Source organism: Clostridium felsineum DSM 794 (assembly GCF_002006355.2).
Taxonomy (GTDB): Bacteria; Bacillota; Clostridia; order Clostridiales; family Clostridiaceae; genus Clostridium_S; species Clostridium_S felsineum.
The window spans coordinates 2,339,401-2,365,732 of the sequence record NZ_CP096980.1 but is presented as its reverse complement, the minus strand read 5'-3'; the positions used below and the strand labels follow the sequence as shown (position 1 = coordinate 2,365,732).

The following is a 26,332-nucleotide window of genomic DNA, read 5'->3' as shown; positions in this document are numbered from 1 at the left end:
TAATTTGTTGCTTACTTATATTACAATTTAATTATAGTTCAGCAGAATCTTGATGTCAAAATTTTAACATATATGTATTTTAAAGTAAATGAAATTTTTTACGAATACCTTCTTGAGTATTTCACGCTAGTGCAATATATCCGCCATTTTTCAATATATTTAGAAAAATAGCAATATTTAATATTTTCTTAACATTTTATTTCGTTGGACTTTTCTAATTCATCTAACCATAATTCATATGACGCATCACTTGGCATACGTAAATCCCCTCTTGGCGATAATGAAACAGACCCAACTTTTACACCATCAGGCATACAATTTCTTTTAAATTGCTGTGTAAAGAATCTCTTATAAAAATTTTTTAATGATGAATGTATAACATTTTCTGAATATCTACCCTTAAATGCTATACTTGCTAAATATAATATTTTTAAGGGTTCATAACCTGTGCGAAGCATATTATATAAGAAAAAATCATTTAATTCATATGACCCAATTGAATCTTCAGTTTTTTGCTTTATATTACCTTTTTTATCTGGAGGTAGTAATTCGGGACTTACAGGCGTGTCATAAATATCTACTAATATATTTTTAACTTCTTTGTCCTCTGCCCACTTCGCATACCACATAACTAAATATCTAACCAGTGTTTTCGGGATACTTCCATTTATACTATACATTGACATTTGATCTCCATTATAAGTACACCAACCAAGTGCTAACTCAGACAAATCACCTGTACCAACAACTATCCCTCCCTCTTTATTGGCTAAATCCATAAGTATTTGTGTTCTTTCTCTTGCCTGAGAATTTTCATAAGTAATATCCTTAACATTTAAATCTTGTCCTATATCTTTAAAATGCCTAATACATGCCTCTTTTATTGATATTTCTTTTATTGTAATACCTAATTTTTTCATAAGCGTTATGGCATTATTATAAGTACGATTAGTAGTGCCAAAGCCCGGCATTGTAACACCTATAATATTTGTCATTGGAGCTTTAAGCTTTTTAAAAGTCTCTACTATAACAAGTAAAGCTAAGGTACTATCTAAGCCTCCGGACACCCCGATAACTACCTTGTTTATCCCTATTTTTTTTAATCTTTGATATAAACCTAATGCTTGAAGATTTATTATCTCACTACATCTAATATTCCTTTTATTTTTATCTAATGGAACAAATGGCATAGCTTCAACATGTCTTTTCAAGGATACCTCCTCACTATAACCTAAATTAAAGTTAATTGTTCTATATTCTCTTTTCTCTATTCTTCCCATATAACTATTAAATTTAATTCTGTCATTCATTAATTTTTCTATATCAATATCTTGATATTCAACATAAGAAGCATCATTAAACTTCATTTCCTTTAATACTTTCCCATTATCAGCTATAATGGAATGTCCTGAAAATACAAGATCCGAGGTACTTTCAGTTTGTCCTGCTGAAGCATAAGCATAAGCTGTAATACATTTTGCTGATTGAAGCCTTACAATATCTCTCCTATAATCTGACTTTGATACATTTTCGTCACTTGCAGATAGATTTAGTATTAAATTAGCACCATTAAGTGTGTGGTAAGAACTTGGTGGTATATTCACCCATAAATCTTCACAAACCTCTATACCAATACAAAGCTTAGAATTTATATCTTTAAAAAGCAAGTTTTCTCCAAAGGGCACCTTCTTTCCACACAATAAAGCCTCATCACTTATTCTTGAAACAGCTGATGCAAAATTCCTTTTTTCGTAAAATTCATTGTAGTTAGGTATAAAGGTTTTTGGTACTACTCCTAATATATTTCCTCTATTAATTACCACTGCGCAATTAAATAGCTGGTTGTCTACTCTAACAGGCATTCCAACAGCTGTTACCATATTTATATCGGAAGTTAATACCAATAAATTCTTAAGTGCTTCCTCTGCTTTATTTATTAAAAGACTTTGATTAAATAAATCTCCACAGGTGTATGCTGTAATACAAAGTTCAGGAAATACTAAAACTTTTATATTTTCTTTATAGGATTTTTTCATAATAGTAAATATATTTTTTACATTATAATTGGGATTTGCTATTTTTAATTCAGGTACGGCAGTCCCAACTCTTACATATCCAAAATCTTTTTTCATTTGCATCTCTATCACCTTTCAATATTCATACAACTTATTTTTATTTATATATTCAATTATTTTTTGTGCTGTTAAGTGTTTTATAGCTTTCTTTTGTTTTATATTATTTCTTATTAGGCTAGAGCTTATATCATTTACCAGCAGCCCCTTTATATGAATAAGGTTATCTTTATAATTCTCCAAAACGGGAATATCATAAAAAATTTTGTCTAAAGTATCCTCTCCTCTTTCCATAACAATTAATTTATACTCAGTTAAAATTCTTTCATAGCCTTTCCAATTAACAATATCTTTAAGGTTATCTGTACCCAAAATAAAACATATATCTTTATTTTTATTTTGTTTTTTTATAATATCCAAGGTTTCTACTGTATATAATCTTTTTTTAGCATCTACTTCAATAGTACTTACTTCCAATCTATGATTATCTTCACACGTAATTTTAAGCATATTAACTCTATGATAAGCAGGTATTAATTCTCTTTTTTTATAATTGTCTCCTACTGGTAGAAATATCAACTTTTCTGCGTCAGTAAAATTAAGTAATTGTTTTGCTAAAGTAATATGTGAAATAGATGGAGGATTAAAAGCACCTCCATAAACTAATACAGTATTTTTTTTAATCATTAACTCTATATTTTTGAATTAATTCCTGCTTTACATGCCACAATTCCATTGATATATCTACATAATATTTATGAGAATTGGTAAATCTCTTGACTTCATCCCACAAAGTATCTACTTGCTGTTTGCAGTAATCTCTAGATTCTTTAAGCGTTGGAGTTTTATATACACATTTTCCATCAATGAATACCGGAACCTGAAGCTTTTTAGCAACAAAATTTGTCAACTTTTTCTTTTTCCAAATATGTTCTTGATCAAATATAGTGTATGGCTTACTATCATCTATTTCTTCGTGTGCTAAGGTAATTACATCTGCTATAGCCTTACCTGTTTCTCTATCATACAATCTCCATGGAATTTTATAACCTGGATTTGTTATTTTCTCAGTATTTTCAGAGAGTTTGATTCTTGGAGTTATTTCTCCCTCTTCTTCTACTGCAACAAGTTTATAGACTCCGCCAAATACAGGGTCAGATTTGGCAGTTATCATTCTTTCTCCAACACCAAATACATCTATTTCAGCTCCTTGTAAAAGAAGATCTTCAATTATGTATTCATCTAAGCTATTAGATACAACTATTTTACAATCATAAAGTCCTGCCTCATTAAGCATACTTCTAACTTTTTTAGATAAATAAGAAAGATCTCCACTATCTAGCCTTATTCCCTTAAGTCTCTTTCCCATAGGTTCTAAAACTTCTTTTGCTACCCTAATAGCATTTGGGACACCACTTTTTAATACGTTATATGTATCTACTAGTAATGTACATGCATCAGGATATGTTTCTGCATAAGTCTTAAAGGCTTCGAATTCATCCTTAAAAAACTGAATCCAAGAATGTGCCATTGTTCCTGAAGCTTTTATATTAAACATTTGTTCAGCAAGTGTAGTTGCCGTTCCCTCTGCTCCTGCAATATAAGCGGCCCTTGCTCCATATATTGCCCCATCATAACCCTGAGCTCTTCTTGCTCCAAACTCTAAAACAGGTTTGCCATTAGCTGCTCTAACGATTCTATTGGTTTTAGTAGCAATTAGACATTGATGATTTATTGTTATAAGTAGCATTGTCTCTATTAGCTGAGCTTCAATAACTTTTGCTTTTACTGTTATAAGTGCTTCATTTGGAAATACTGGAGTTCCTTCTTCAATAGCATATATGCTTCCAGAAAATTTAAAGTTTTTAAGATACTCAAGAAATTCTTCTGAAAACATTTCTTTTCCTCTTAAATATTCAATATCTTGTTTTGAAAATTTAAGATTTTTTATATAATCTACTATCTGATTTAATCCTGCTGCTATAGCAAAACCAGCTCCATCTGGATTCTTTCTATAAAATACATCAAAATATACTATTTTATCTCCAAGACCATTTATTAAATATCCATTAGACATTGTAAGTTCATAAAAATCCATTAGCATAGATAGGTTTCTTTCGTATTTAACATCAAATTTTTCTATTGTATTCATAATTTTATCTCTCCTAGCATTATCTATTATTATTTCAAAAATTAGTACTTTGTATTATATTGGTACAAAGTCTTTGTAAAAAAATTAGGGCCTATTTTATTATATATACTACCCTAATAAATTATTTTTTAAGACAATATATTTATATTATTTTATCAACAATCTCTATTCCATTTGACTTCATTTCCCATAAAGAAATAATTTTCATCAAATCACCATCGTGTGTTCCAAAATCAAAGGTTTCAACTGCATTACTAGGCACAATTACCCTTTTGTTACTATCCTTTTGATTAAAGTAAGTTTTTAATGTATTAGCAAAATTAGAAACACAAATATCAACCTCACAGCCACATATAATATAATTTTCTACCTCAGCTTCATTTTCTTCAAGCCATAATTTAAAACCTGGAGCGTGAAAACCATTAACACTATTTTTAGGTATCATTGCTATATTGCTATTAACCTCTTTTTCTTCTTTTAGTTCATCAATAAGCTCTGCTTCTTCAGTATCTTTTAAACAATGCTTCTCGTAACTCTTAAGTTCTGTTGAACCTGATGTATGTTCATCTAAGAAAAAAATCTTTTTACTTCCTAAAGTCTTATAATTAAGCTCTACAATTTCCTTAATTATTCCTTGAACCCTTGGTGACGACAATGCTCCTTTGTGAACAAAGCCCTTTACCATATCCACTACAACTAAAGCTGTTTTATTCTTATCTAAATCATTTATTTTAAGTGTGTTTCCCTTTATTTCTTTTTCCATTTGTAGTATTTTTTCTTCAAATTTACTCATAATTATTTATCTCCTTTAATTATTCATCTAGAAAAGAATGCTGCCAATCTTCATTGAATTTATAACAAGTTGCAGGTCTCCCAGATGTTATTTTTTCTTTTTCAGTTTTAACTACCATCTTTTTAATTTTTCTTCTGAAATTAGCTCTTGTTAAAGGCTTCTCAACATTAAGAATAGCTTCAAAAACCTTTTGGGCTTCTCTTAATGTAAAGTATTCAGGTAGTAGAGAAAAAGCAATTGGTGTATATTCTATTTTATTTTTTAGTCTTTCTAGTGCACAATCTATCTCTTCTATATGATCAAAGGCAAGCTCTTCTTTGCTCCAATCTAATACCTTATAGGACGGAACCTTTACTGTAACAACTCCATTCTTTTCAAAGCTTTCAGTTACACTGTATCCAATTTTAATTTCACCATCATCAGAGGTTAATAAAATATTATAAGTATCACTTCTTTGAGTCCCTGTTCCCTTTGAGTCTATAAACATTTTTTTTACTGTAAACCACTTGGCATCATCGGCGTCATCTCCTGCTTTGGGTTTTATATTTGATTTATCTGAAAGCGCCATATAAGCTACGGAGATAACTCTCATACGCGGATCACGGTTTACATCATCACCAAAGGTTTTTAGCTGTTCAAAATAAACATTCTCTACATTTGTCTCTTCCTTAAGCTCTCTATAACAAGCTGCACTTACACCTTCTTCAATATTTACAAATCCTCCTGGAACAGCCCAACAACCAATATAAGGATGATCTCCTCTTTTAATTAAAAGTATTTTTAAAGCTTTATTAGGATCTTTACCTTCAACTGGTAGATCATCTACAGTAAATAACAACATATCTACAGTATTTGATGGCCTTTCATAATCTCCCGGTACGTATCTATTTAAAAATTCCTTTTCAGTTAGTCCCTTTTTGTTTTTCTTATTACTGTCCCTCATTTATGTATCTCTCCCCATTAGAAATGTTTGCTTTGTATCATCTTGATACTATATTAGCATCATTTTGATACAAAGTCAATAGCTAATATAAAAATAAGGGGTTATTAAATTACTTTCCCCTTATTTGAAGGTATTTGCTGCATTAACTAAATTACCACCTTGCATTTATTATTGATTACAGTTACTTAGCCTTTCCCTTTTTAATAAATCTATTAATAAATCTTATTATTACAAATCCAAATATAATTCCTAAAATACTCATATCCATATTCCCCCTTATTATTTTTTTTATCTATCACTCCGTATTATTACTCCATATTATTAGTTTATACTAATTGGGCGAAATTTTTCGTTACGTAATTTGTGGTAAATAGACTCATATACTTGTATTGGTATTTTTCATACTTTTAATAAAAATAAAAAAAATGATTCTTGTTCAATACAAAAATCATCTTCCTAATGCTTTCTATCCTTTTAATAGTAAAAAATTAAACCTTAAAAATATATCAACAATTAAAATACAAAAATTGTTAGTATGTCTCTCTACTGTATTATTAATAACTAAGTGTGTTAATATTTTTTTCTATTTTACTATTATCAATGATAATTATTTCTATTGATAGTAATTCATTATTGGGAAAATATTCAGATTATGGATTATATATTCCAAAGTTAACATTTCCAATTCAATTGTTAACAACTTTAATGGTTTTGGCTCTTCCATTTGAAGGGATATTTGTATTTTTAAAACACTATAATTTATTGAATTATTCCTGTGTAATCGTTCTTACATATATAATTTTAATATTTATAACAGTAATGATTATCATGAAATTTTTTAAGAGAAACCGATAGTTTTAAATATATAACTATAAAAAAATTTATAAACTTACTTAATTCAAAAGTATTTATATTAGCTTATATAAATTCAAGGTTAAACCTATCAACTTTTAATCTTACATACTTATTATCACAATAACCATGTTCAACTAAATCCCATTCATCTAATTTAATTTCTATTGAAGATTTTATAACACACTTATCTATATCAACTTTTCCATAAATATAATGAGAAAATGTTTCACCTATACATTCTATCTTTTTTATATCTTCTTGTATAATTTCTAATTCTATATCATCACAAAACTGGGCTTCTATTTCAGCACTATATTTATCACCTAAATTTATATCTTTTTCTATTCCATATGGCGTAAAACATCTTAATTCTTGTCCATCAACATTAACTATAATTTCTTCTTCCACTAGCTCATTAAATGATTCTATTGTAACTAGGTATTTCATAAACTTTGACTCCTTAATTCACTGGATTTATTCTGTTCATACTATCAAATTCATCTAGAACCAATTTAAATATAAAAATATTTTTGTTTTACATCATACCCTTTTTTCTTTATGTCAGAGGAAATAATATCTACTCTTTCAAGTTTAACCTTAATGACATGAAGCATTACATTAATTGAATTTATAGCTTCAACATTTAATTTTTTCATAGTTATAACACTTTTATATTCTTCAGAATTATCTTCTAAAATCGAAGCCACTCCAAAAAATTGATATCCATTAAGCTTATTAAAACCTTTATAATCCTCATAAACTGAAATAATCACCTTATTATTTCTTATAATATTAAAAAACTTTCTTCCACCCTCAGTTATAAAATACATATATCCACTTTTATACATGTACTCTATAGGAGTACCAATGGGTCTACTGCCACTGCAGCTGCACAATGTACATGTTGTATGCGAATAAAGGAAATCCCCAATTTGTTTTATAAGAAGATTATCAGGACACTTTTTATAATCAGTATCAATTAAATCTTTAATTTCCATAGCAAAATTTAAATATTCATCTTCTGTACCCTGTTTTATAATAAATTCTTTTTCCAATACATCATTAAAAGTACTAAATATTTTTTTAGCCTTTAATTTTACATTTTCATAATCAAAATATATTAGTATAATCTTTTTACTTCTAATCCATCCATTATTTTCTGTTACAAACTTCTCTATACTTTCATCCAATTTTCCTATTATAAAACATATATAATCAAATTTTTTATATTCTTCTTTAATTTTATTAGCAGTAGAGTACCTTGAATTTCCAGTTATAAGTGCTGAAGCAAAAGCAATTTTTTTTCCCTTTTCACAATCATCATATATAAATATAATATTTTTAATAGTACCATCCCCCAATCTTCACTTGATTAAAATGTTATTAGACATAGGTATTGATTTTTCAGAAACAACATCATATCCCTTAATCAATATATGAAGCCTCAGTTGATATAATTAATAAATATTTTATTATCTATCATAGTGAGCTTATTTTTGAATACATTCATTGTAATTTCTTTAATTTTCATATTAATTTCGTCTTTTAAATTTTAAAATTAAATATAAACAAACTGCATATAAGCACATAATTGTACTGACATACAGTTTGTTAGTCAATTTGACCTAAAATAATTTGTTGCAAAAAAATCGCAAAGACTTAAATTTGCCTCTACTATTTGATAACTTACTATTTTATATAAATATTTTCCATTCATACCTTAATAATATTATGCAACTATAATCTATAATAATAAAATTTTTTATCTACTTTCATAATTGGAAAATTTATAGGCAGATCTTCTTTATTAATTTCTTTAAATCCGTTTTTTTTATAGAACTTATGTGCCGCTAAAAATTCAGACGTTGTCCCTAAAAATATTCTGTTGAATTTTTTTTGACTTGCCCAATCTATTAGTATCGAAAGAAGTTTTTTGGATAATCCTATGTCACTTCCCCTATATTCATATTTAACAAACATTTTTCTAAGCATTGCATTACCATCACCAATACTTTTTATAGCAATAGTTCCCACAACTACCCCATTATCAATACCTACCCAAAAGTTTCCGTTATTCTGCCGATAAAAGGTTTCTATATTTGTTAAATCTGGTTGGTCATTTGCTGTTATTGGTAAATTGTATTCTTCTTGCTGAATCTTCAAAATCATTTTCATAATATTGTTTTTAAACTCATCTTTATATTCATATATTTTTACCATATAATGTCCCTCCAATATATCTTATTAAGCTAAATTTACTTAATAAGTTGGTTATCATTCTATTTTTTAATTATTTTTAATATTCCATCTTATTTTTCGATAATTTACCAATTATTCCTCCTAACCTATAATAAAATTATTTTAAAAAGCTCAATATTTCCTCTTATAAAATTAAATATAAGCCTAATAAACTTTTATAGCACTCATCTTCGCTATTATTTTATCTAGTAATTGTTTTTCAAAACTCATGGACCAAAAGAATTTTAGTATTTTACCTAAAGCTTCAATTTGCTCTTCTATATTTTCATCATCATAATTAGTATTTATATAAAAAAATTTCCTAACTTCATACACATTCATAACTTTTTCTATTGCTTTTTATTATTTTTTTATTATTTTTCAAAAATGTCTTCCATCCATTGTATCGTTCTAAAGAAAAATTATCCTTTAGAAAAATACATCCATCGTGTTCTATTAGCTTTCCATAAAAAAAGCTTCCAACTGCTAATAAAGGTGTTATATCAGCTTTCATGTTTACATAACTCCACCATGTAAAATTATCCATCCAGATTTGCTTACCCTTTCAATCAGTATTTCTTTTTCTTAATTTAATTCAGTATCCAAAGAATAAACTTGATATATTTGTCAATAATCTATGCTATAAGGTGAGGAGGTATAAAAATGTCTACTGTAATATTAAATTCAGCAGCTTTGTCTGGCATAAACGGTTTTGTTGTTTCAGTTGAAGTTGATGTATCAAAAGGTTTACCTAATTTTAATATAGTTGGTTTAGCTGATGCTGCTGTGAGGGAATCTAAAGAAAGAGTCAGAGCTGCTATTACAAACTCCGGTTTCAAATTTCCTATATCAAGAATAACCATAAATTTAGCCCCCGCTAGTCTAAAAAAAGAAGGTTCTTCCTTTGATCTTCCTATAGCTATAGGTATTCTTCTCTCCACAAAACAAATTTATTTTGATGACATAAAAGACTTTTTAATTATAGGTGAATTATCTCTAACTGGAAAATTGAAAGGAATACGTGGTGCACTCCCCTCTTTACTTGAAGGCGTAAATATAGATATAAACAAATTTATAATCCCCTCAGAAAATTTAACAGAATGCTCTATTATAAAAAATATAAAGTTATTTCCCTTTAATAATTTAATTCAAGTTATTAATTTTATCAAACATAGAGATGTACTACCTTACACTAGAAATACCTCAGTAGATTCCGATTTTTCTTATGGAGTAGATTTTTCAGATGTTGCTGGGCAATCTAGTTCTGTGAGAGCCCTTGAAGTTGCAGCTTCTGGAGGACATAATGTAATCTTATATGGCCCTCCAGGTTCAGGAAAGACTATGCTTGCCAAAAGACTTCCAACCATATTACCTCCTTTAAGTTATAATGAAGCCCTTGAAGTAACTAAAATATACAGCATAACTGGAAATTTAGATACTAAGAGTTTAGTTTTTAAAAGACCATTTAGATCACCTCACCATACTAGTTCAAAATTATCATTAGTTGGTGGTGGAATAAAGCTTATTCCCGGTGAAATCTCCCTTGCACATAATGGAGTCTTATTTTTAGATGAATTGTTAGAATTCAAAAGAAATTCCATTGAAGTACTTCGTCAACCCCTTGAAGATAAAGTCATACGATTTTCTAAAGCCTCTGGCAATGTTACTTACCCTGCCAACTTTATGTTTATATCTGCCATGAATCCGTGTCCTTGTGGCAACTATGGTTCTAATCGCGAATGTACCTGCACAGAATATCAAAGGAAAAGATATATTTCAAAACTATCAGGAGCAATAATGGATAGAATAGATATTTTTTCTTCCGTTAACTATTTAAATTATGATGAAATTAAAAAAAGAGACACTTCAAAAAGTTCTAAAGAACTACGCACGAAAGTAATTGCTGCGAGAAAAATACAAGAAAATAGATTTAGACACGATAATATATTCTGTAACTCACAAATGAATAAAAAACATATAGATAAATACTGCACGTTAGATTATGAAGGCTCAAAGATAATGAAAGAATTATTATCAAAATTTGAGGTTAGCACAAGAGCCTATACAAGAATATTAAAAGTAGCAAGAACAATTGCTGACATTAATGAAAATTCAAAAATAGGCTCAAAAGACGTCATTGAAGCTATTCAATATAGAAAATTTATAGATGGAAAAATAGTATAATTTATTTATTCTCCCTTTTGAACTTACTTGACTCTAATACAAAGGCCTCAAATAATCTTAAAAACTCAGGGTATATAGCTGATAAATATTCAGGATGCCATTGAACACCAATTACAAAAGATTTCTTTATATGTTCAATTCCTTCTACTATACCATCTGGTGATTTCGCAGATATTATGAATTCATCACTTAATCTATTTATTGCTTGATGATGAAAGGAATTTACTTTAATCTCTTCTTCACCAAATACATTAAAAAGTTTTGATTTCCTAAGTATATTAACAGTATGATATAAATTACATTTAGGATTTCCCCTTGGATTATGACCATTAGCTTTATCACACTGAACATTTATATCCTGATATAAAGTTCCTCCAGATACTGAATTCATAAACTGAATACCTCTACATATACCTAACACAGGCATGTCCTTTTCCAATGCTTTACTGTATAGTTTTTTTTCATATTCGTCTCTTGCAGGTGATGTATACATAACTTTACTTATTGGGTTTTCTCCATAGAAAAGAGGATTTATATCCTCACCACCAGATAATAATAATCCATCAATTATATCTATGTAATTTTTGATATCATCCTCCTCTCCTCCAAGAGGAATTAATATTGGAGTTCCCCCTGCAAGCACCACAGACTTGGAATAATTATAATTTAAAAAAGTAAATAAGTCAGCATTTTCGTTTTTACATACTGTTGTAATTCCAATAATTGGTCTCATTTGTTCACTTCCTAAACTTTATTAATTTAAACATTTTTCTATAGATTTCCTATTAAATCTATAAGAATAATATACTATTTTTCAATCAATTATAATAATTTTAAACTTAGATGTCAATAGGCTATAATGCATACAATACTATCATTCTGACATATAAAACATTCCTGCCTCAAAAGCTTACTTTAGAATTTTTTATGTAGCAGAATGTACTAGTATTGTAGCATTATAGCTCTGGCTTAACCCATACAATACTATCATTCTGACATATAAAACATTCCTGCCTCAAAAGCTTACTTTAGAATTTTTTATGTGGCAGAATGTACTAGTATTGTAGCATTATAGCTCTGGCTTAACCCATACAATACTATCATTCTGACATATAAAACATTCTTACCTCAAAAGCTTACTTTAGAATTTTTTATGTGGAAGAATGTACTAGTATTGCACTATATAGCTCTGGCTTAACCCATACAATACTATCATTCTGACATATAAAACATTCCTGCCTCAAAAGCTTACTTTAGAATTTTTTATGTGGCAGAATGTACTAATATTGCACTATATAGCTCTGGCTTAACTCATACAATGTTCAAAGAGGTGAAAATTATGCATAAATTAAATAAAACTGTTGGTAATTATGGTGAAGATTTAGCTGAAAAACACTTAAAGAACCTTGGATATACAATACTTTATAGAAATTTCAAGTGTTACTTAGGTGAACTAGATATAATAGCAAAAAATAAGGATTTTATCACTTTTGTAGAAGTAAAAGCTCGTTGGAATGATGCCTTTGGATCTCCTTGTGAGGCTGTAAACTACAAGAAAAAATTCAAACTGTACAATACTGCTAAATACTACATATGGAGTAGAAATTTATTAGATTATAATTTTAGATTTGATGTTATAGAAATAGTTTTAAATCATAATAATGATTCTTATGATTTAAGATTAATAGAAAATGCTTTTCAATAGCAAAAACACACAACTTATTTTTTAGTTGTGTGTTTTCATTATAATATATTTTTCAGAAAACTCATACGATGTATTGGGGTTGTTCCAAATTTTTTTATAGCGTCAATATGATCTTTAGAACCATAACCTACATTGCTTTCAAAGCCATATCCTTGGTAATTTTTAGCATATTCACACATCAAATTATCTCTATATACTTTTGCTATTATAGAAGCACATGCTATACTTGCACTTTGTGCATCTCCTTTTACAATATAGTGATTTTTTATTCCAAGTCCTTTAACCGCATAACCATCAGAAATTACAAGCTCTGGTTTTACTTTAAGCTTACTCACTGCAATTTTAAATATTTCATTATTACACCAAGAAATCCCTTTAGAGTCAATTTCATTATTATCTAAAGCTGCAATTTCAAAAGCTAGAGCTTTTTCCTTTATAATTTTAGATAATTCTTCTCTTTTTTTATGAGTTAATTTCTTTGAATCATTTATACCTAATATAAGATCTAAATCATCCTTTATATTTAACTCTAAAACCACAGCTGCACCAACTATGGGACCAGCAAGGGGGCCACGACCCACTTCATCTACTCCTGCAATTATAATATTGCCAAATTGTTTGTCAAACTCGTATAATTTTTTTACTCTTGCAATCTCATTTAATTTTTTTTCGTGAGCATTTATAATCTTCTTGCACAATGCTTTTACGTTCTTCCTACTGTCGTCCATAATATCATGTGCAGATGAAAGCCTACTTTGCTCATCCATATTATCTAAAGTACTTTTAATCTCCTTAAAGCTCATTTCTAGAAAATCCAAGATTTAATCACGGCCTTTCAAGTGATATTTTTCCTATTTTTCCTGATCTAAATTCATCCATTAACATAGTGGCTACTCTAGTGTAATCTATTTCTCCACCTTTTAAAATAGCACCTCTTTTAAGAGCTATATTATTCATATTAGTAAGCGGATCTTCTTCTATGTCCTTTAATTTATATCTTTCCATAAGCTTATTAGAATAATTTTCTTGTAAAAATCCTACCAATTTTAAAGCAAGCTCTTCTATGTCCATTATTTCATCTTTGATTGCACCTGTAAATGCAAGATTAAGTCCAACCTTTTGTTCTTGAAATTTAGGCCATAATACTCCTGGTGTATCCATAAGTTCTATTCCCATACTAGTTTTTATCCACTGTTTAGCTTTAGTTACTCCTGGCTTATTTCCTACCTTAGCAATCTTATTTTTAGCCATTTTATTTATAAAAGAAGATTTTCCTACATTAGGTATACCCACTACCATTGCTCTAATAATATAATTTTGAATACCTTTTGATGCCATATTATCTAGCTTCTTTTTTAAAAGTTCATTTAAAGCAGGTTTTATATTGTTTAATCCTATGCCTTCAAGTGCATTAACTGGAATAGCTTTTATACTTTCATTTGAGAGCGCTTTCACCCAATTGTCTGTAACAGCTTTTTCTGCCAAATCAAATTTATTTAAAAGAATAATTCTAGGTTTATCTTTGCAAATGCTATTTATATCTGGATTACTACTGGAATAAGCTATTCTAGCATCTCGTATTTCAATTACTGCATCAACTAACTTTAAGTTTTCCTTTATCTCTCTTCTGGTCTTAGCCATGTGTCCAGGAAACCAGTTTATTGATTCTATCATCATCGTCTATCGTACCTTTCCTATTTTATTAAAAGGATATACCCTTAAAATTTCTCTACCTATAATAAGTTTCTTATTTACAAATCCAACCTCATCTTGAAACCTACTATCCAAACTATTATATCTGTTATCTCCAAGAACAAAAACTGTATCTTTAGGAACAGTTTTTAATGCATAATCGTGAACTCTAGGATCATCTGTAACTTCTTTGTTCATATAATATGCATACTTTTCGTTTAATTTGACCCCATTTACATATACTTTATCATTTTCAATTTTAACCTTATCGCCTTCTACGGCTATAACTCTCTTTACAAATTTTTTAGTTGTATCACTAGGATATTTAAACACTATTATGTCGCCTCTTTTAGGAAAACTAAAATGATAAGAAACTTTTTCGATTACTAATCTATCATTGTTTTGAAGTGTACTATACATTGATGTGCCGTCAACGCTAACCGTCTCAAAAACGAATAAAATCATAACTATAGCAATGATTATTGCTATGATTATTGACTTACCAAATTCAATTAAACTTTTTACCAATTTATCACCACCATGATAAGAAAACAGGGACCATAGGCCCCTGTTTTTTTTATCTTATTTCTTTAACCTTAGCAGCCTTACCAACTCTATCTCTTAAGTAGTATAGCTTAGCTCTTCTAACTTTACCTCTTCTTACAACTTTAAGGCTAGCAATTGAAGGCGAGTTTAAAGGGAATGTTCTTTCAACTCCAACTCCGTAAGCTACTCTTCTCATTGTGAAAGTCTCTCTAAGACCTCCGTTTTGTCTTTTGATTACAGTTCCTTCAAAGGCTTGAAGTCTTTCTTTTTCGCCTTCTTTGATTCTAACTTCGATTTTAACTGTATCTCCAACATTGAAGTTTGGAAGATCTTTTCTGATTTGTTCTGCTTCGATTTCTCTTATAACATCTAACATGTGCACTTACCTCCTAAATAATATTTGACGTTCATGCCAGAATATCTGACAGAGGACCGCCTGCACAATAACATTTAAATTTTATCACAAATTAAGCTTCTAATCAATGATTTATTTGTTTAAAAATCACAATTGGTCATCTTTTAGTAATTTTTTATCTTCTTTTGTCATAGTTAATTTATCAAACAAATCTTTTCGCCTAACTTTTGTTATTTTTAGTGCTTGTTTTCTTCTCCATTTTCTTATATTCTCATGATGACCTGAGAGAAGTACTTCTGGTACTTTTTCATTTTCAAATTCCTCTGGTCTTGTATATTGGGGATATTCTAAAAGACCACTATAAAAGGATTCTTCTTCATAACTCTCACTTTTTGATAAAACACCTGGTATCATTCTGCATATGCTATCTACCATAGGTATACATGCCATTTCGCCACCAGTAAGTACAAAATCACCAAGAGAATATTCCTCATCTATGTACTTATATACTCTTTCATCTATTCCTTCATAATGTCCACATACTATTATTATCTCTTCTCTAGTTGAAAGTTCTTTTGCAGTTTCCTGATCAAACGTTTTACCTCTAGGTCCTAAAAAAATAACTTTTCCTTTGTTCCTCTTTTTTATGTCCCTAATTGAATCCACAAGTGGTTGTGGTGTCATAACCATACCAGCACCACCACCATATGGATAATCATCCGTTTTTTTATGTTTATCTATAGTGTAATCTCTTATATTATGAGTATTAATTTCTATTATGCCATTCTTTTTTGCTCTTCCTATTATACTTAAATTAAACAGTTCAAACATCTCTGGAAACAGTGTTAATATATCTATTTTTAATCTTCCAGCCACTTTTCAACAGCCTTTATTATTATTTTCTTATTTTCCATTTCAATTTTAAGAACAATTTCTTTAAGTGCTGGCACCAAAAGGTCTTGCTTTCCATCTCTTTTTATGCAGTAAACATCGTTATTTTTAGTATTTATAACATCGTATACTTCACCTAAAAGATTATCATTTTCATCAAAAACCTTGCAGCCTATAATATCCTTAATAAAATATTGACCTTCTTTTAATTCAACTGCATCTTCTCTTAAAACCTTAATGTATTTATTCTTATATTTAACAGCCTCATCCAGAGTATCTATTCCTTCAATTTTTAATATAAGTTTATTGGGTTGTTTCTTTACTGAGATTACTTTTCTTACTTCATTATCAATGTAAACACTATCTAAAGCATCAAAACGATTAACATCATCTGTCAGAGGATATATCTTAAGTTCTCCACGAACTCCATGAGTATTTATAATTTGCCCTATACTAAAAAAATCTTCCATAAAATTCCCTCCGAGCACATATATAATTTATCTAAGAACAAAATTTATAGGAATATTAAGATTATACCCTATAGATTCCATTTTTATACAATAAATAAAAATATAAGAGTTAGAAAATCCTAACTCTTATATTATCTCTACAACAACTCTTTTATTTTCTTTAACAGCTGCTGCCTTTATTACAGTTCTTATAGCCTTAGCTATCCTTCCCTGTTTTCCTATAACTTTTCCCATATCTTCAGGTGCAACCTTTAATTCAAGTATTATGGACTGCTCTCCAGTAACTTCACTAACTTGAACTTCATCAGGACAATCAACTAATGACTTTGCAATAGTCTCTAGTAATTGCTTCATGTTAAACACCCCCAAATTTACTATTTAGTTGTTACTCCACTTTTATCAAAAAGCTTTTTAACAGTTTCAGTTGGTTGAGCTCCATTTTTAACCCAAGCATTAACTTTATCAGCATCAACTTTAAAAGTAACAGGATCTGTAGTTGGATTGTAGTATCCTAACTCTTCTATAAACTTTCCATCTCTAGGGCTTCTAGAATCAGCTACAACTATTCTGTAGAAAGGAGCTTTCTTAGCACCCATTCTCTTTAATCTAATCTTTACCATTATATTCACCTCCTTCAAATGCTACTAAATTATCTATATACTAAAAGGGCATTTTTCCACCAAATAAACCCTTTTTAGAAAGCTTATTTCCTTTAAATTGCTTCATCATTTTCTTCATTTGCTCAAAGTTCTTAAGAAGTTTATTTACCTCTTGAACTGTAGTTCCTGAACCAATAGCTATTCTCCTTTTTCTAGAAGCTGTTGATGTTATAAGTGAAGGTGTTTTTCTTTCTTTCGAAGTCATCGAATGAATTATAGCCTCATATTTCTTCATTTCACCTTCATTTTTATTCAAATCAACGCCCTTAAGCATGCTGCTATTAAAGCCTGGTACCATTTCTAGAAGTTTACCTATAGGTCCCAATTTTTTCATTTGCTCAAAAGCTTGAAGAAAATCATCAAAATTGAATTCTTGATTTAACATTCTGTCACCAAGCTCTTTTGCCTTCTTTTCATCTATAGCTGATTGAGCTTTCTCTATAAGTGTTAAAACATCGCCCATACCAAGTATTCTTGATGCCATTCTATCTGGATGAAAAACTTCAATGTCATTCATCTTTTCACCTAGTCCTACATACTTTATAGGCTTTCCTGTCATCTCTCTTATTGAAAGGGCAGCACCACCCCTTGTATCTCCATCAAGCTTTGTAAGAACAACACCTGTAAGTTCAAGCTTATTGTTAAAGCTTTCAGCAACATTTACAGCATCTTGACCTGTCATAGAATCTACAACAAGTAGAATTTCCTTTGGCTTAACTTCAGTCTTTATATTTTCAAGCTCATTCATAAGCTCATCATCAATGTGAAGTCTTCCAGCTGTATCTATTATAACTACATTTAGTCCATTTCCCTTAGCATGCTCCATTGCAGCCTTTGATATATCAACAGGGTTAACCTTATCTCCCATTGAAAATACAGGAATATCAATTGATTTACCTACCACTTGAAGCTGCTTTATTGCTGCTGGTCTATATATATCGCAGGCAACCAAAAGAGGTTTTTTGTTTTTCTTCTTTAAACTTAAAGCAAGTTTTCCACACATGGTAGTTTTTCCTGCACCTTGAAGACCAACTGCCATTATAACTGTAATTCCATTTTCCTCAAACTCTAGCTTACTTTCTTCTTTACCCATTAAGTTCGTAAGCTCTTCATTAACTATTTTTATAACTTGCTGAGCAGGAGTAAGACTTTCCATAACTTCATTACCTAGACATTTTTCCCCTACTACTTTAACAAAGTTTTTAACTATCTTGTAGTTAACATCTGCCTCTAAAAGAGCTAATTTAACTTCCCTCATAGCATCTTTTATATCTTTTTCAGAAAGCTTACCTTTTCCTCTGAGTTTCTTCATTGCAGCCTGCAATTTTGTAGATAATCCTTCGAAAGCCATGTAATACCCCTCCTCGTTTTATAAAGAATTTATATTTTTTTCAATATCATCTATTAATTTCGCATTATTTTCATCTGAAATTTTACTTCTTAAAATACAAAGTTTGTCCTTAAGATTTTTCTTTATATTTTCATTTCTATTATACTTATCTACAAGTTTCAGTTTGTCTTCATAGCCTAAAAGCATTTTATGACATCTTTTTATTAAATCATGTATAGCTTGCCTTGTAGTATTATTTATTTCTGCTATTTCCGGCATGGATAAATCATCGTCATAATAAAGCTTCATGACATTTACTTGTTTTTCTGTAAGCAAACTGCCATATGTACTTAAAAGCATTGACAAATATATTCTTTCTTCCATTTAAATCACCGACCAATGAGAATATAATATCAAAAAAAATTAATGGTGTCAAGTATTTTTACTTAACACCATTAATCTTAAAATAAAGCTTCTACAAAATCTGATGGATTGAATTCTTGAAGATCATCAATTCCCTCTCCAACCCCAACAAATTCAACGGGTATATTTAATTGATGCTTTATAGAAATAACAATTCCACCTTTAGCTGTACCATCTAATTTTGTAAGTATTATTCCGTCTACTTTACAAACTTCCATAAATTGTTTTGCTTGAATTACTGCATTTTGACCAGTTGTAGCATCTAGTGCAAGTAACGTTCTTCTACCACTTTGACTAAACTCTCTATCAATAATTCTATTTATTTTCTCAAGTTCATTCATAAGGTTCTTTTTATTATGAAGTCTTCCAGCAGTATCACATATTAATACATCCGCATTTCTTGCTTTTGCAGCTTCAATTGCATCAAAAACTACTGCTGCTGGATCAGAGCCTTCTTGATGCTTTATTAAATCCACATCTGCCCTTTTACTCCACACTTCAAGCTGATCTATAGCTGCTGCCCTAAAGGTATCTGCCGCTGCTATTATAACCTTTAATTTTTGTTCCTTTAATCTTGAAGAAATTTTACCTATAGATGTTGTCTTTCCTACACCATTTACTCCTACAACCAAGATTGTTTCTGGCACTTCTTTAGGCATTAAATTTCCTTTTTCATCTCCTAAAATATCTTTTATTACTTCCTTTAAGCAATCTTTTACAAGAGAAGGATCTTTAACTTTATTCTCTTTTATTTTTTCTTTGAGTTTCTCTATTATGTACAGAGATGTTTCTACCCCTATATCTGAAGTTATAAGAATTTCCTCTAATTCATCATATAAATCATCATCTATAGTCACTGTAGATGTTAAAATATCACTTATTTTGTTTGTAAGATTACTTTTTGTCTTTGAAAGACCATTTTTAAGTTTATCGAAAAAATTACCTAACATATTTTCACCTTCCTGTATTTTAAACTATATTTTCTCTATCACTATCTAAATCTAATGATATTACCTTTGACACACCTTTTTCCTCCATAGTAACACCATAAAGTACATCACTTGCTTCCATGGTACCTTTTCTGTGTGTAATTACAATAAACTGAGTGTTCTCTGAAAATCTCCTTAAAAATTCTGCATAACGTGCTACATTTGCATCATCGAGAGCCGCTTCAATTTCATCAAGTATACAAAAAGGAGTTGGCTTCATTTTTAATATAGCAAATAAAAGTGCTATAGCTGAAAGTCCCTTTTCCCCTCCGGACATAAGATTAATATTTTGAAGCTTTTTGCCTGGAGGTTCAACGTTTATTTCGATATTACTTGTTAATTCATCTTCTCCACTAAGGATGAGGTTGGCACTTCCACCTTTAAAAAGATCTTTAAATGTAATCTTAAAATTTTCATTTAACTTCTTAAAATTCTCATTAAACACAGTTCTCATTTTAGAGGTCATTTCTTGTATAACCCCCATAAGCTCACTTTTAGCATTATCTAGGTCTTCTTTTTGAGAATTCATAAATGTATACTTTTCTTTAACCTCTTTATATTCTTCAATGCTAGCTACATTTACTACACCCATTTTGTTAATTTCCATTTTAAGCTCATCTATTTTTCTCTTGTAAGAACTTAAATCTTCTATTTCCTCTTTAAATTCAGTGGCCTCAGAATAGGTTAACTTAAAGTCGCTGTTCAATCTTTCATATAAATTTTCACTTTCAGTTTCACTTTTAGCTAAATTTATTTCGTATCTATGATTTTCAGTCTCTAATTTTTCCAAGACTAAATTTATTTCTTGAAGATTGTTCCTCTTATTTTCTATATCCTTCTTAAGCTTTCCTCTCTCAAATTCGCTATCTTTAAATGACTCTTCCAGCTTATCAATTATTCTCTTTATATCTATAACTTTATTATTATTTTCTTCAATCTTATTTTTTAAGGTTTTAACTTGATTTTCAAAATTATCTATTTCTATTTTAAGATTGATCTTTTTATTTTCTATACTCTTCATTTCAGCAGTATATCTATCTATTTCTCTAGTTAAAGACATAATAACTTCATCATTTTTTGCTTTATCTAATTTCATAGCCATAGTTTCTTCATTTAAAACTATAACTTTAGAATTTTCATCTTGAAGCTTTTTCTCTAATTCATCTATGAGGTTATTATTATTATTTTCTTTTAATTTTAAATTTTTATTTTCAACTTCTTTTAATTCAAGATTTTTAAAGTAATCATCTATTTTTTCTTTAATGAAACTAATTTCCCCAATAGATGTTTTGTAACTTTTATTAAGTTTTTCACTTTCACTAGCTATTGAATTTAATCTTTCTCTTATTTTAGTAAGTTCTATTTTTTCCCCATGAATTGAATCTGTTAAATCAAGACAAATATTATCTAATTTTTTAACTTGTTCTCTATTGTCTCTTATTTTAATTGAAGACTCATCTATCTTTACTGTAGTAGTCTTAATTTCTAAATTTAGTTCTTCAATTTCTCTCTTTCGCCCTATTATACTAGCTACCTTTGAATATGTACTTCCACCTGTAAGCGAACCTCCTGGGTTTACAACTTCTCCAGTCAAGGTTACTATTTTAAAAGAATATGAATTTGTTTTGGCAACTTTTAGTGCGTTATCCATGTTGTCTACTATAACAGTTCTTCCAAGCACATAATTAACCGCGGGAGAAAACTTATTATCATAATCTATAAGTTCACTTGCTACTCCAATAAATCCCTCTTGTTTCTTTGTTCCCTCAGATATATTTAACTTCCTATCTTTAATTATGTTAAGAGGTAGAAAAGTAGCTCTTCCAAGACTTTTTGATTTCAGATAATTTATAAGTTTTTTTGCAATATTATCATCTACAGTTATGATATCAGAAATAGCTGCCCCTAAAGATATTTCAATAGCAACTTCATATTCCTTCTTTACCTTTATAACTTCTCCAAGTACAAATGAACTTTCAGGCTTTACTTCTACAAATCCCTTATTAACGTGCTGCATAAGGTTTTTAACAGATCTATTATATCCTTCATATTGCTTATCAAGATTAGTAAGCATATTTTTATTAGCTTCTAATTTATTGAATTTTGAATTCAACTCTCTGTTTAATTTTTCCTCAATAGTTATAATTCTATTCAATTTTGATATTTTATTTTTGTTTTCTTTTATTTGTTCTTCATAAACATTTATTTTATCATTGATCTTAACTAGTTCGTAAGTAAGATTTCTCTTTGTCTCTTCATTTATCTTTAAGGACTTAGAATATCCTTCACCAGCTTTTTTTATACCCTCTAATTTTGCTTCATTATTTTCAATCTCTTTTTTTAAGATAACAATATCATTATTATTTTGGGCTATGCTGCTTAATATTTCTATAGCATCATTTTTATACTTCTTTATTGATTTTTCATAATTTTCAATAAGACTATCATTACTTTTTTTCTTCTTTTCACTTTCATTAATTTTATTTAATAACTCTTTATTGTGTTCTTTATTTTTTACTAACTTATCTTTTTCTATTTCATACTTACTCTTTAAGTCCAAAAAGCTTTTATCTAAGCTTTCAATTTCTCTATAGAGTTTTTCCTTTGAAACATCTGAATTACTTGTTTTTTCTTTTAGCAATTCTATCTCTGAAACTATTTTCTGATGCTTCTCTTTACTTTCATAATACTTTGTTTTATTGCTAGAATATTTCATATCGAAATCATCAAGCTTTTCACTAGCTGCTTTTAACTCTAAAGAAAATTTATCCCTATCTCTGATATTTTCATCAATAGATAATTTTAAATTACTCATTTTTTCTTTTAATTCATTAATTTTGCCTTTTATATTATCAATTGAATAAACAATGGTATTTACTTCTTTTGTTTTAAGTTCCTCAGATAATTCCACAAATTTTTTAGCTTTTTCACTTTCTATTCTAAGTGGTTCTAATCTATCTTCATAAGTATTTAAAATATCATTTATTCTAACTAAATTTTGATTAGTATTATCTAGTTTTTTTTCAGCATCTATCTTTCTAGTCTTAAATTTGACTATACCTGCTGCTTCTTCTAAGAGAGCTCTTCTCTCCTCTGGTTTTCCGCTCAAAACAGCTTCAATTTTACCTTGTCCTATTATTGAATACCCTTCTTTACCAATACCGGTATCCATAAATAATTCTTGTATATCCTTAAGTCTACACTTCGTATTATTTATATAATATTCACTGTCGCCAGAACGATATAAACGTCTACTAACAGTAACTTCTGTATAATCAAGATTAAGATTTTTATCCGAATTATCTAAAACTAATGATACCTGAGCTAGTCCAACTGATTTCCTGTACTGAGTTCCTGCAAATATTACATCTTCCATTTTACCGCCTCTTAAATTCTTAACACTTTGCTCTCCAAGAACCCAAAGTACAGCATCAGAAATATTACTTTTTCCACTACCATTCGGACCAACAACAGCAGTTATACCATTTTTAAAAATTAAATCTGTTTTATCGGCAAAAGACTTAAAGCCTCGTATTTCAATGGATTTAAGAAACATAAACGCACTCCTTTTTTAATTTCGCAAAATAAATCCTTCAAATAATCCAATAACCATCATAAGTACTATTATACAAGCAAGAATTTTAGTTGCTTTGTCTCTAGTTGCTTTTCTCATAATCTAATCTTCCTTTCATATCACAAAATTTAAAAATGTAAACAATATAAGTTTATATTAATTTATAAAAAATGTCTAGATATCTCTCTGTACTCCATAAAATATTACTACTTAACAAGCTCCACCTTAGAATCTTTTAGTATGTAAATATAATAATTTAATAAAAAACCGTGCTAACACGGTTTTTTTCTATCTTGATTCAACTATAAACTTTATTGCCGTTCTATCTTGACCCTCGATAGATATCTCGGCAAATGCAGGAACAACAACAAGATCAATTCCATTAGGAGCTACAAATCCTCTAGTTATTGCTATGGCCTTTACTGCTTGATTTATAGCTCCAGCTCCTACTGCTTGTACTTCAGCAGAATTATTACTTCTAAGCACTGCTGCTAATGCACCTGCTACAGATTTAGGTTGAGATTTAGCTGACACCTTTAATACTTCCATAAAATATATACCCCCCAATAAAATTAGTAACAAGGTTATATATTCTATAAAATACTTTATTTTCCTTCTTTGTATTTTGCTTTTAAATAATCATTTTTAGATATTAAACTACATTCTTCATTAATACATAATTTCATAGTCTCTTTTTTTACTGATAAATCTTGTATAACATCGATTTTAATATTATCCAATTTGCTTCTCATATCATTAAAAAAAGATTTCTTATTTGAATATAATTTTGATATATCCTTAGGGTTTATACTTAACTCCACCTTAGTGTTATTTTTATTCTTTAAATTTTGAAAAACCATTTCATTCATAATGCTTCCCTCAACAAGTTCTCTGAATGCTGGATGAAATGGCCCTGCTACAAGTTCACCATCAGTATTTATTTCTTCTGTTGGCTGTAACCCAATTCTTATAACTTCTATACTATTGACAGATAGCATACCGAAAATAACTTTACTTATTTCTACACACTCATTAAGCTCATAAGGTTTGTACATACCTTTCCTATACATCTTTTCCATAGGTGTATCATTTATAACAAGTGCAGGATATATCCTACATATATCTGGTTTAAGGCTAATTACTTTTCTTGCTGTCTCTATATCCTTTTCAAAATTATCTCCTGGAAGGCCAAGCATTATTTGATGTCCTAAGGTAAAATCATATTCTTTTATAAGTTTTGAAGCCATAATTACATCAGCTTCACTATGTCCTCTCCCTGATTTTAAAAGTACTTCACTGTCTAGAGACTGCACTCCAAGTTCTATTATATCAACTCGATAATTCTTTAGGTTGGTAAGTATTTCATTATCTATATAATCAGGTCTAGTAGACAATCTTATATATTTAATTTTACCTATATCTTTATAATGTTTTGCTACTGAAAGAAGTTCTCTTTGCTTTTCCATGTTTATTGCAGTAAAAGTACCTCCAAAAAAAGACACCTCTATTACAGCATTTTTATTAGGTATAGTTTCTAAATATTCTTCTATAGTAGCTTCTACATATTGTTTATTAACTTTGTTTTCTGTTCCTGTTATTGTATTCTGATTACAAAATACACAATCGTGTGGACATCCTTCATGTGGAACAAATATAGGTATTATATAATGAGATTTTCCCATTTACTTATCAATTCCTTTCAATGCTTTACCAGCTGCATCTTGTTCTGCATCTTTCTTAGTATATCCTTCACCTGTGCTTTTTGAATCATTATTAAAACTCAAATTAACAAAAAACTTTCTTCTGTGAGGTGGTCCTTCATATCGTATAAGCGTATATTTTATATCCGTTATTCCTTTAGATTGAAGAATTTCTTGAAGCCTTGTTTTATAATCAAGTATTATTTTATCTTCTACTGCATCCTTTATTATATCTTCAAAAACTTCAAGGACAAAATTTTTAGCTACTTCAAAGCCCTTATCTAAATATATAGCTGCAATTACCGCCTCAACACAGTCAGCTATAATAGAAACTCTTGTACGTCCCCCAGTAAGTTCTTCGCCACGACTCATTCTTATATATTGTCCAATTCCCCACTTCTCACCTATTGAATGAAGAGAAATACCACAAACAACTAATGCTCTCTTTTTAGTAAGCTCTCCTTCCGATATAAGGGGATACTTCCTAAAGAAATACCCTGATATTGAAAGTTGAAGAACTGCGTCTCCCAAAAATTCAAGTCTTTCATTATACTCAGTATTTTTATTTTCATTGGCATAAGAACTATGAGTAACGGCAGTAATAAGTAAGTCCTTATTTTCAAATTTTATTCCTAATTTTTCTTCAAGTTCTTCTACTAATTTTTCTTCTTTCATTGAAAATCACTCCCTATAAGTGCATTCTTCAAATTATAGACAGGATATTTTATAATTTCAAGAATAAACTTTATTTTAAATATAAA

General features: G+C 29.2%; 28 protein-coding genes. 2 read left to right on the top strand and 26 right to left on the bottom strand.

Going from position 1 to position 26,332, the window contains the following annotated elements:
- Positions 1 to 188: 188 nt before the first annotated feature.
- The 10 genes from CLFE_RS11170 to CLFE_RS11125 form a co-directional block, all read right to left on the bottom strand.
- Complete coding sequence (locus CLFE_RS11170; RefSeq protein ID WP_077892608.1) at positions 189 to 2,138, bottom strand: NAD(+) synthase; 1,950 nt, start codon at positions 2,136 to 2,138, stop codon at positions 189 to 191.
- A gap of 12 nt (positions 2,139 to 2,150) precedes the next feature.
- The gene (nadD, locus tag CLFE_RS11165; RefSeq protein WP_077892609.1) at positions 2,151 to 2,759 is read right to left on the bottom strand and encodes a nicotinate (nicotinamide) nucleotide adenylyltransferase; all 609 of its coding nucleotides are present in this window, start codon (positions 2,757 to 2,759) and stop codon (positions 2,151 to 2,153) included.
- A complete protein-coding gene (locus CLFE_RS11160; RefSeq protein WP_077851570.1) occupies positions 2,752 to 4,224 on the bottom strand; it encodes a nicotinate phosphoribosyltransferase in 1,473 nt (490 codons plus the stop codon). The genes nadD and CLFE_RS11160 overlap by 8 nt, the downstream gene beginning before the upstream one ends.
- A gap of 142 nt (positions 4,225 to 4,366) precedes the next feature.
- A complete protein-coding gene (locus CLFE_RS11155) occupies positions 4,367 to 5,017 on the bottom strand; it encodes a cysteine hydrolase family protein (protein WP_077835386.1) in 651 nt (216 codons plus the stop codon).
- A 19-nt stretch (positions 5,018 to 5,036) separates the two neighbouring features.
- Positions 5,037 to 5,960, bottom strand: coding sequence for an NUDIX hydrolase (locus tag CLFE_RS11150; protein WP_077892610.1), 924 nt, complete (start codon positions 5,958 to 5,960; stop codon positions 5,037 to 5,039).
- 918 nt (positions 5,961 to 6,878) lie between these two features.
- On the bottom strand, positions 6,879 to 7,262 hold the full coding sequence (locus tag CLFE_RS11145; protein ID WP_077892611.1) for a hypothetical protein: 384 nt from the start codon (positions 7,260 to 7,262) through the stop codon (positions 6,879 to 6,881).
- 65 nt (positions 7,263 to 7,327) lie between these two features.
- Positions 7,328 to 8,176: a pyridoxamine 5'-phosphate oxidase family protein gene (locus tag CLFE_RS11140; protein ID WP_077892612.1), complete on the bottom strand. Its 849-nt coding sequence runs from the start codon at positions 8,174 to 8,176 to the stop codon at positions 7,328 to 7,330.
- Positions 8,177 to 8,552: 376 nt separating this feature from the next.
- Complete coding sequence (locus CLFE_RS11135) at positions 8,553 to 9,035, bottom strand: GNAT family N-acetyltransferase (RefSeq protein ID WP_077892613.1); 483 nt, start codon at positions 9,033 to 9,035, stop codon at positions 8,553 to 8,555.
- A 183-nt stretch (positions 9,036 to 9,218) separates the two neighbouring features.
- A complete protein-coding gene (locus CLFE_RS11130) occupies positions 9,219 to 9,395 on the bottom strand; it encodes a hypothetical protein (protein ID WP_169850886.1) in 177 nt (58 codons plus the stop codon).
- Positions 9,382 to 9,567: a hypothetical protein gene (locus CLFE_RS11125; protein WP_077892614.1), complete on the bottom strand. Its 186-nt coding sequence runs from the start codon at positions 9,565 to 9,567 to the stop codon at positions 9,382 to 9,384. Before CLFE_RS11125 ends, CLFE_RS11130 begins: the two co-directional genes overlap by 14 nt.
- A gap of 149 nt (positions 9,568 to 9,716) precedes the next feature.
- Here CLFE_RS11125 and CLFE_RS11120 point away from each other — a divergent pair, with 149 nt between their 5' ends.
- On the top strand, positions 9,717 to 11,237 hold the full coding sequence (locus CLFE_RS11120) for a YifB family Mg chelatase-like AAA ATPase (protein ID WP_077892615.1): 1,521 nt from the start codon (positions 9,717 to 9,719) through the stop codon (positions 11,235 to 11,237).
- Between the two features lies 1 nt (position 11,238).
- On the opposite strand, the gene CLFE_RS11115 is transcribed toward CLFE_RS11120, so the two are convergent.
- Positions 11,239 to 11,970: a gamma-glutamyl-gamma-aminobutyrate hydrolase family protein gene (locus tag CLFE_RS11115; protein ID WP_077892616.1), complete on the bottom strand. Its 732-nt coding sequence runs from the start codon at positions 11,968 to 11,970 to the stop codon at positions 11,239 to 11,241.
- A gap of 606 nt (positions 11,971 to 12,576) precedes the next feature.
- On the opposite strand from CLFE_RS11115, the gene CLFE_RS11110 reads away from it, so the two are divergent.
- Entirely contained in the window at positions 12,577 to 12,942 is a 366-nt protein-coding gene (locus tag CLFE_RS11110) for a YraN family protein (RefSeq protein WP_077833804.1), read from the top strand.
- Positions 12,943 to 12,980: 38 nt separating this feature from the next.
- Here CLFE_RS11110 and rnhB read toward each other — a convergent pair whose 3' ends face one another.
- From rnhB to rnc, 15 genes are all read right to left on the bottom strand, one after another.
- Positions 12,981 to 13,745 (bottom strand): ribonuclease HII, encoded by a 765-nt coding sequence (rnhB, locus tag CLFE_RS11105; protein ID WP_077892617.1) that lies wholly within the window; start codon positions 13,743 to 13,745, stop codon positions 12,981 to 12,983.
- A gap of 22 nt (positions 13,746 to 13,767) precedes the next feature.
- A complete protein-coding gene (ylqF, locus tag CLFE_RS11100; protein WP_077833802.1) occupies positions 13,768 to 14,619 on the bottom strand; it encodes a ribosome biogenesis GTPase YlqF in 852 nt (283 codons plus the stop codon).
- A 3-nt stretch (positions 14,620 to 14,622) separates the two neighbouring features.
- Positions 14,623 to 15,162: a signal peptidase I gene (gene lepB, locus CLFE_RS11095; RefSeq protein WP_077833801.1), complete on the bottom strand. Its 540-nt coding sequence runs from the start codon at positions 15,160 to 15,162 to the stop codon at positions 14,623 to 14,625.
- Positions 15,163 to 15,211: 49 nt separating this feature from the next.
- Positions 15,212 to 15,556, bottom strand: coding sequence for a 50S ribosomal protein L19 (rplS, locus tag CLFE_RS11090; RefSeq protein ID WP_077833800.1), 345 nt, complete (start codon positions 15,554 to 15,556; stop codon positions 15,212 to 15,214).
- Positions 15,557 to 15,682: 126 nt separating this feature from the next.
- Entirely contained in the window at positions 15,683 to 16,411 is a 729-nt protein-coding gene (gene trmD, locus CLFE_RS11085) for a tRNA (guanosine(37)-N1)-methyltransferase TrmD (protein WP_077833799.1), read from the bottom strand.
- Positions 16,396 to 16,896 carry a ribosome maturation factor RimM gene (gene rimM / locus CLFE_RS11080; protein WP_077833798.1) on the bottom strand — a complete coding sequence of 167 codons (501 nt, stop codon included), beginning with the start codon at positions 16,894 to 16,896 and terminating at the stop codon, positions 16,396 to 16,398. Before rimM ends, trmD begins: the two co-directional genes overlap by 16 nt.
- Positions 16,897 to 17,022: 126 nt before the next feature.
- On the bottom strand, positions 17,023 to 17,250 hold the full coding sequence (locus CLFE_RS11075) for a KH domain-containing protein (protein WP_010965063.1): 228 nt from the start codon (positions 17,248 to 17,250) through the stop codon (positions 17,023 to 17,025).
- A 20-nt stretch (positions 17,251 to 17,270) separates the two neighbouring features.
- The gene (gene rpsP, locus CLFE_RS11070) at positions 17,271 to 17,516 is read right to left on the bottom strand and encodes a 30S ribosomal protein S16 (RefSeq protein ID WP_077833797.1); all 246 of its coding nucleotides are present in this window, start codon (positions 17,514 to 17,516) and stop codon (positions 17,271 to 17,273) included.
- 40 nt (positions 17,517 to 17,556) lie between these two features.
- Positions 17,557 to 18,906, bottom strand: a complete 1,350-nt coding sequence (ffh, locus tag CLFE_RS11065) for a signal recognition particle protein (RefSeq protein ID WP_077833796.1) — start codon at positions 18,904 to 18,906, stop codon at positions 17,557 to 17,559.
- Between the two features lie 18 nt (positions 18,907 to 18,924).
- Positions 18,925 to 19,269, bottom strand: coding sequence for a putative DNA-binding protein (locus tag CLFE_RS11060; RefSeq protein ID WP_077851582.1), 345 nt, complete (start codon positions 19,267 to 19,269; stop codon positions 18,925 to 18,927).
- 77 nt (positions 19,270 to 19,346) lie between these two features.
- Positions 19,347 to 20,258 carry a signal recognition particle-docking protein FtsY gene (ftsY, locus tag CLFE_RS11055; RefSeq protein ID WP_077851583.1) on the bottom strand — a complete coding sequence of 304 codons (912 nt, stop codon included), beginning with the start codon at positions 20,256 to 20,258 and terminating at the stop codon, positions 19,347 to 19,349.
- 19 nt (positions 20,259 to 20,277) lie between these two features.
- Positions 20,278 to 23,853 (bottom strand): chromosome segregation protein SMC, encoded by a 3,576-nt coding sequence (gene smc / locus CLFE_RS11050; protein WP_077892618.1) that lies wholly within the window; start codon positions 23,851 to 23,853, stop codon positions 20,278 to 20,280.
- 306 nt (positions 23,854 to 24,159) lie between these two features.
- Positions 24,160 to 24,420, bottom strand: coding sequence for a stage V sporulation protein S (locus tag CLFE_RS11045; protein WP_077833792.1), 261 nt, complete (start codon positions 24,418 to 24,420; stop codon positions 24,160 to 24,162).
- A 56-nt stretch (positions 24,421 to 24,476) separates the two neighbouring features.
- Complete coding sequence (locus CLFE_RS11040) at positions 24,477 to 25,553, bottom strand: elongator complex protein 3 (protein WP_077851585.1); 1,077 nt, start codon at positions 25,551 to 25,553, stop codon at positions 24,477 to 24,479.
- Positions 25,554 to 26,246 (bottom strand): ribonuclease III, encoded by a 693-nt coding sequence (gene rnc, locus CLFE_RS11035; protein WP_077833790.1) that lies wholly within the window; start codon positions 26,244 to 26,246, stop codon positions 25,554 to 25,556.
- Between the last annotated feature and the right edge of the window lie 86 nt (positions 26,247 to 26,332).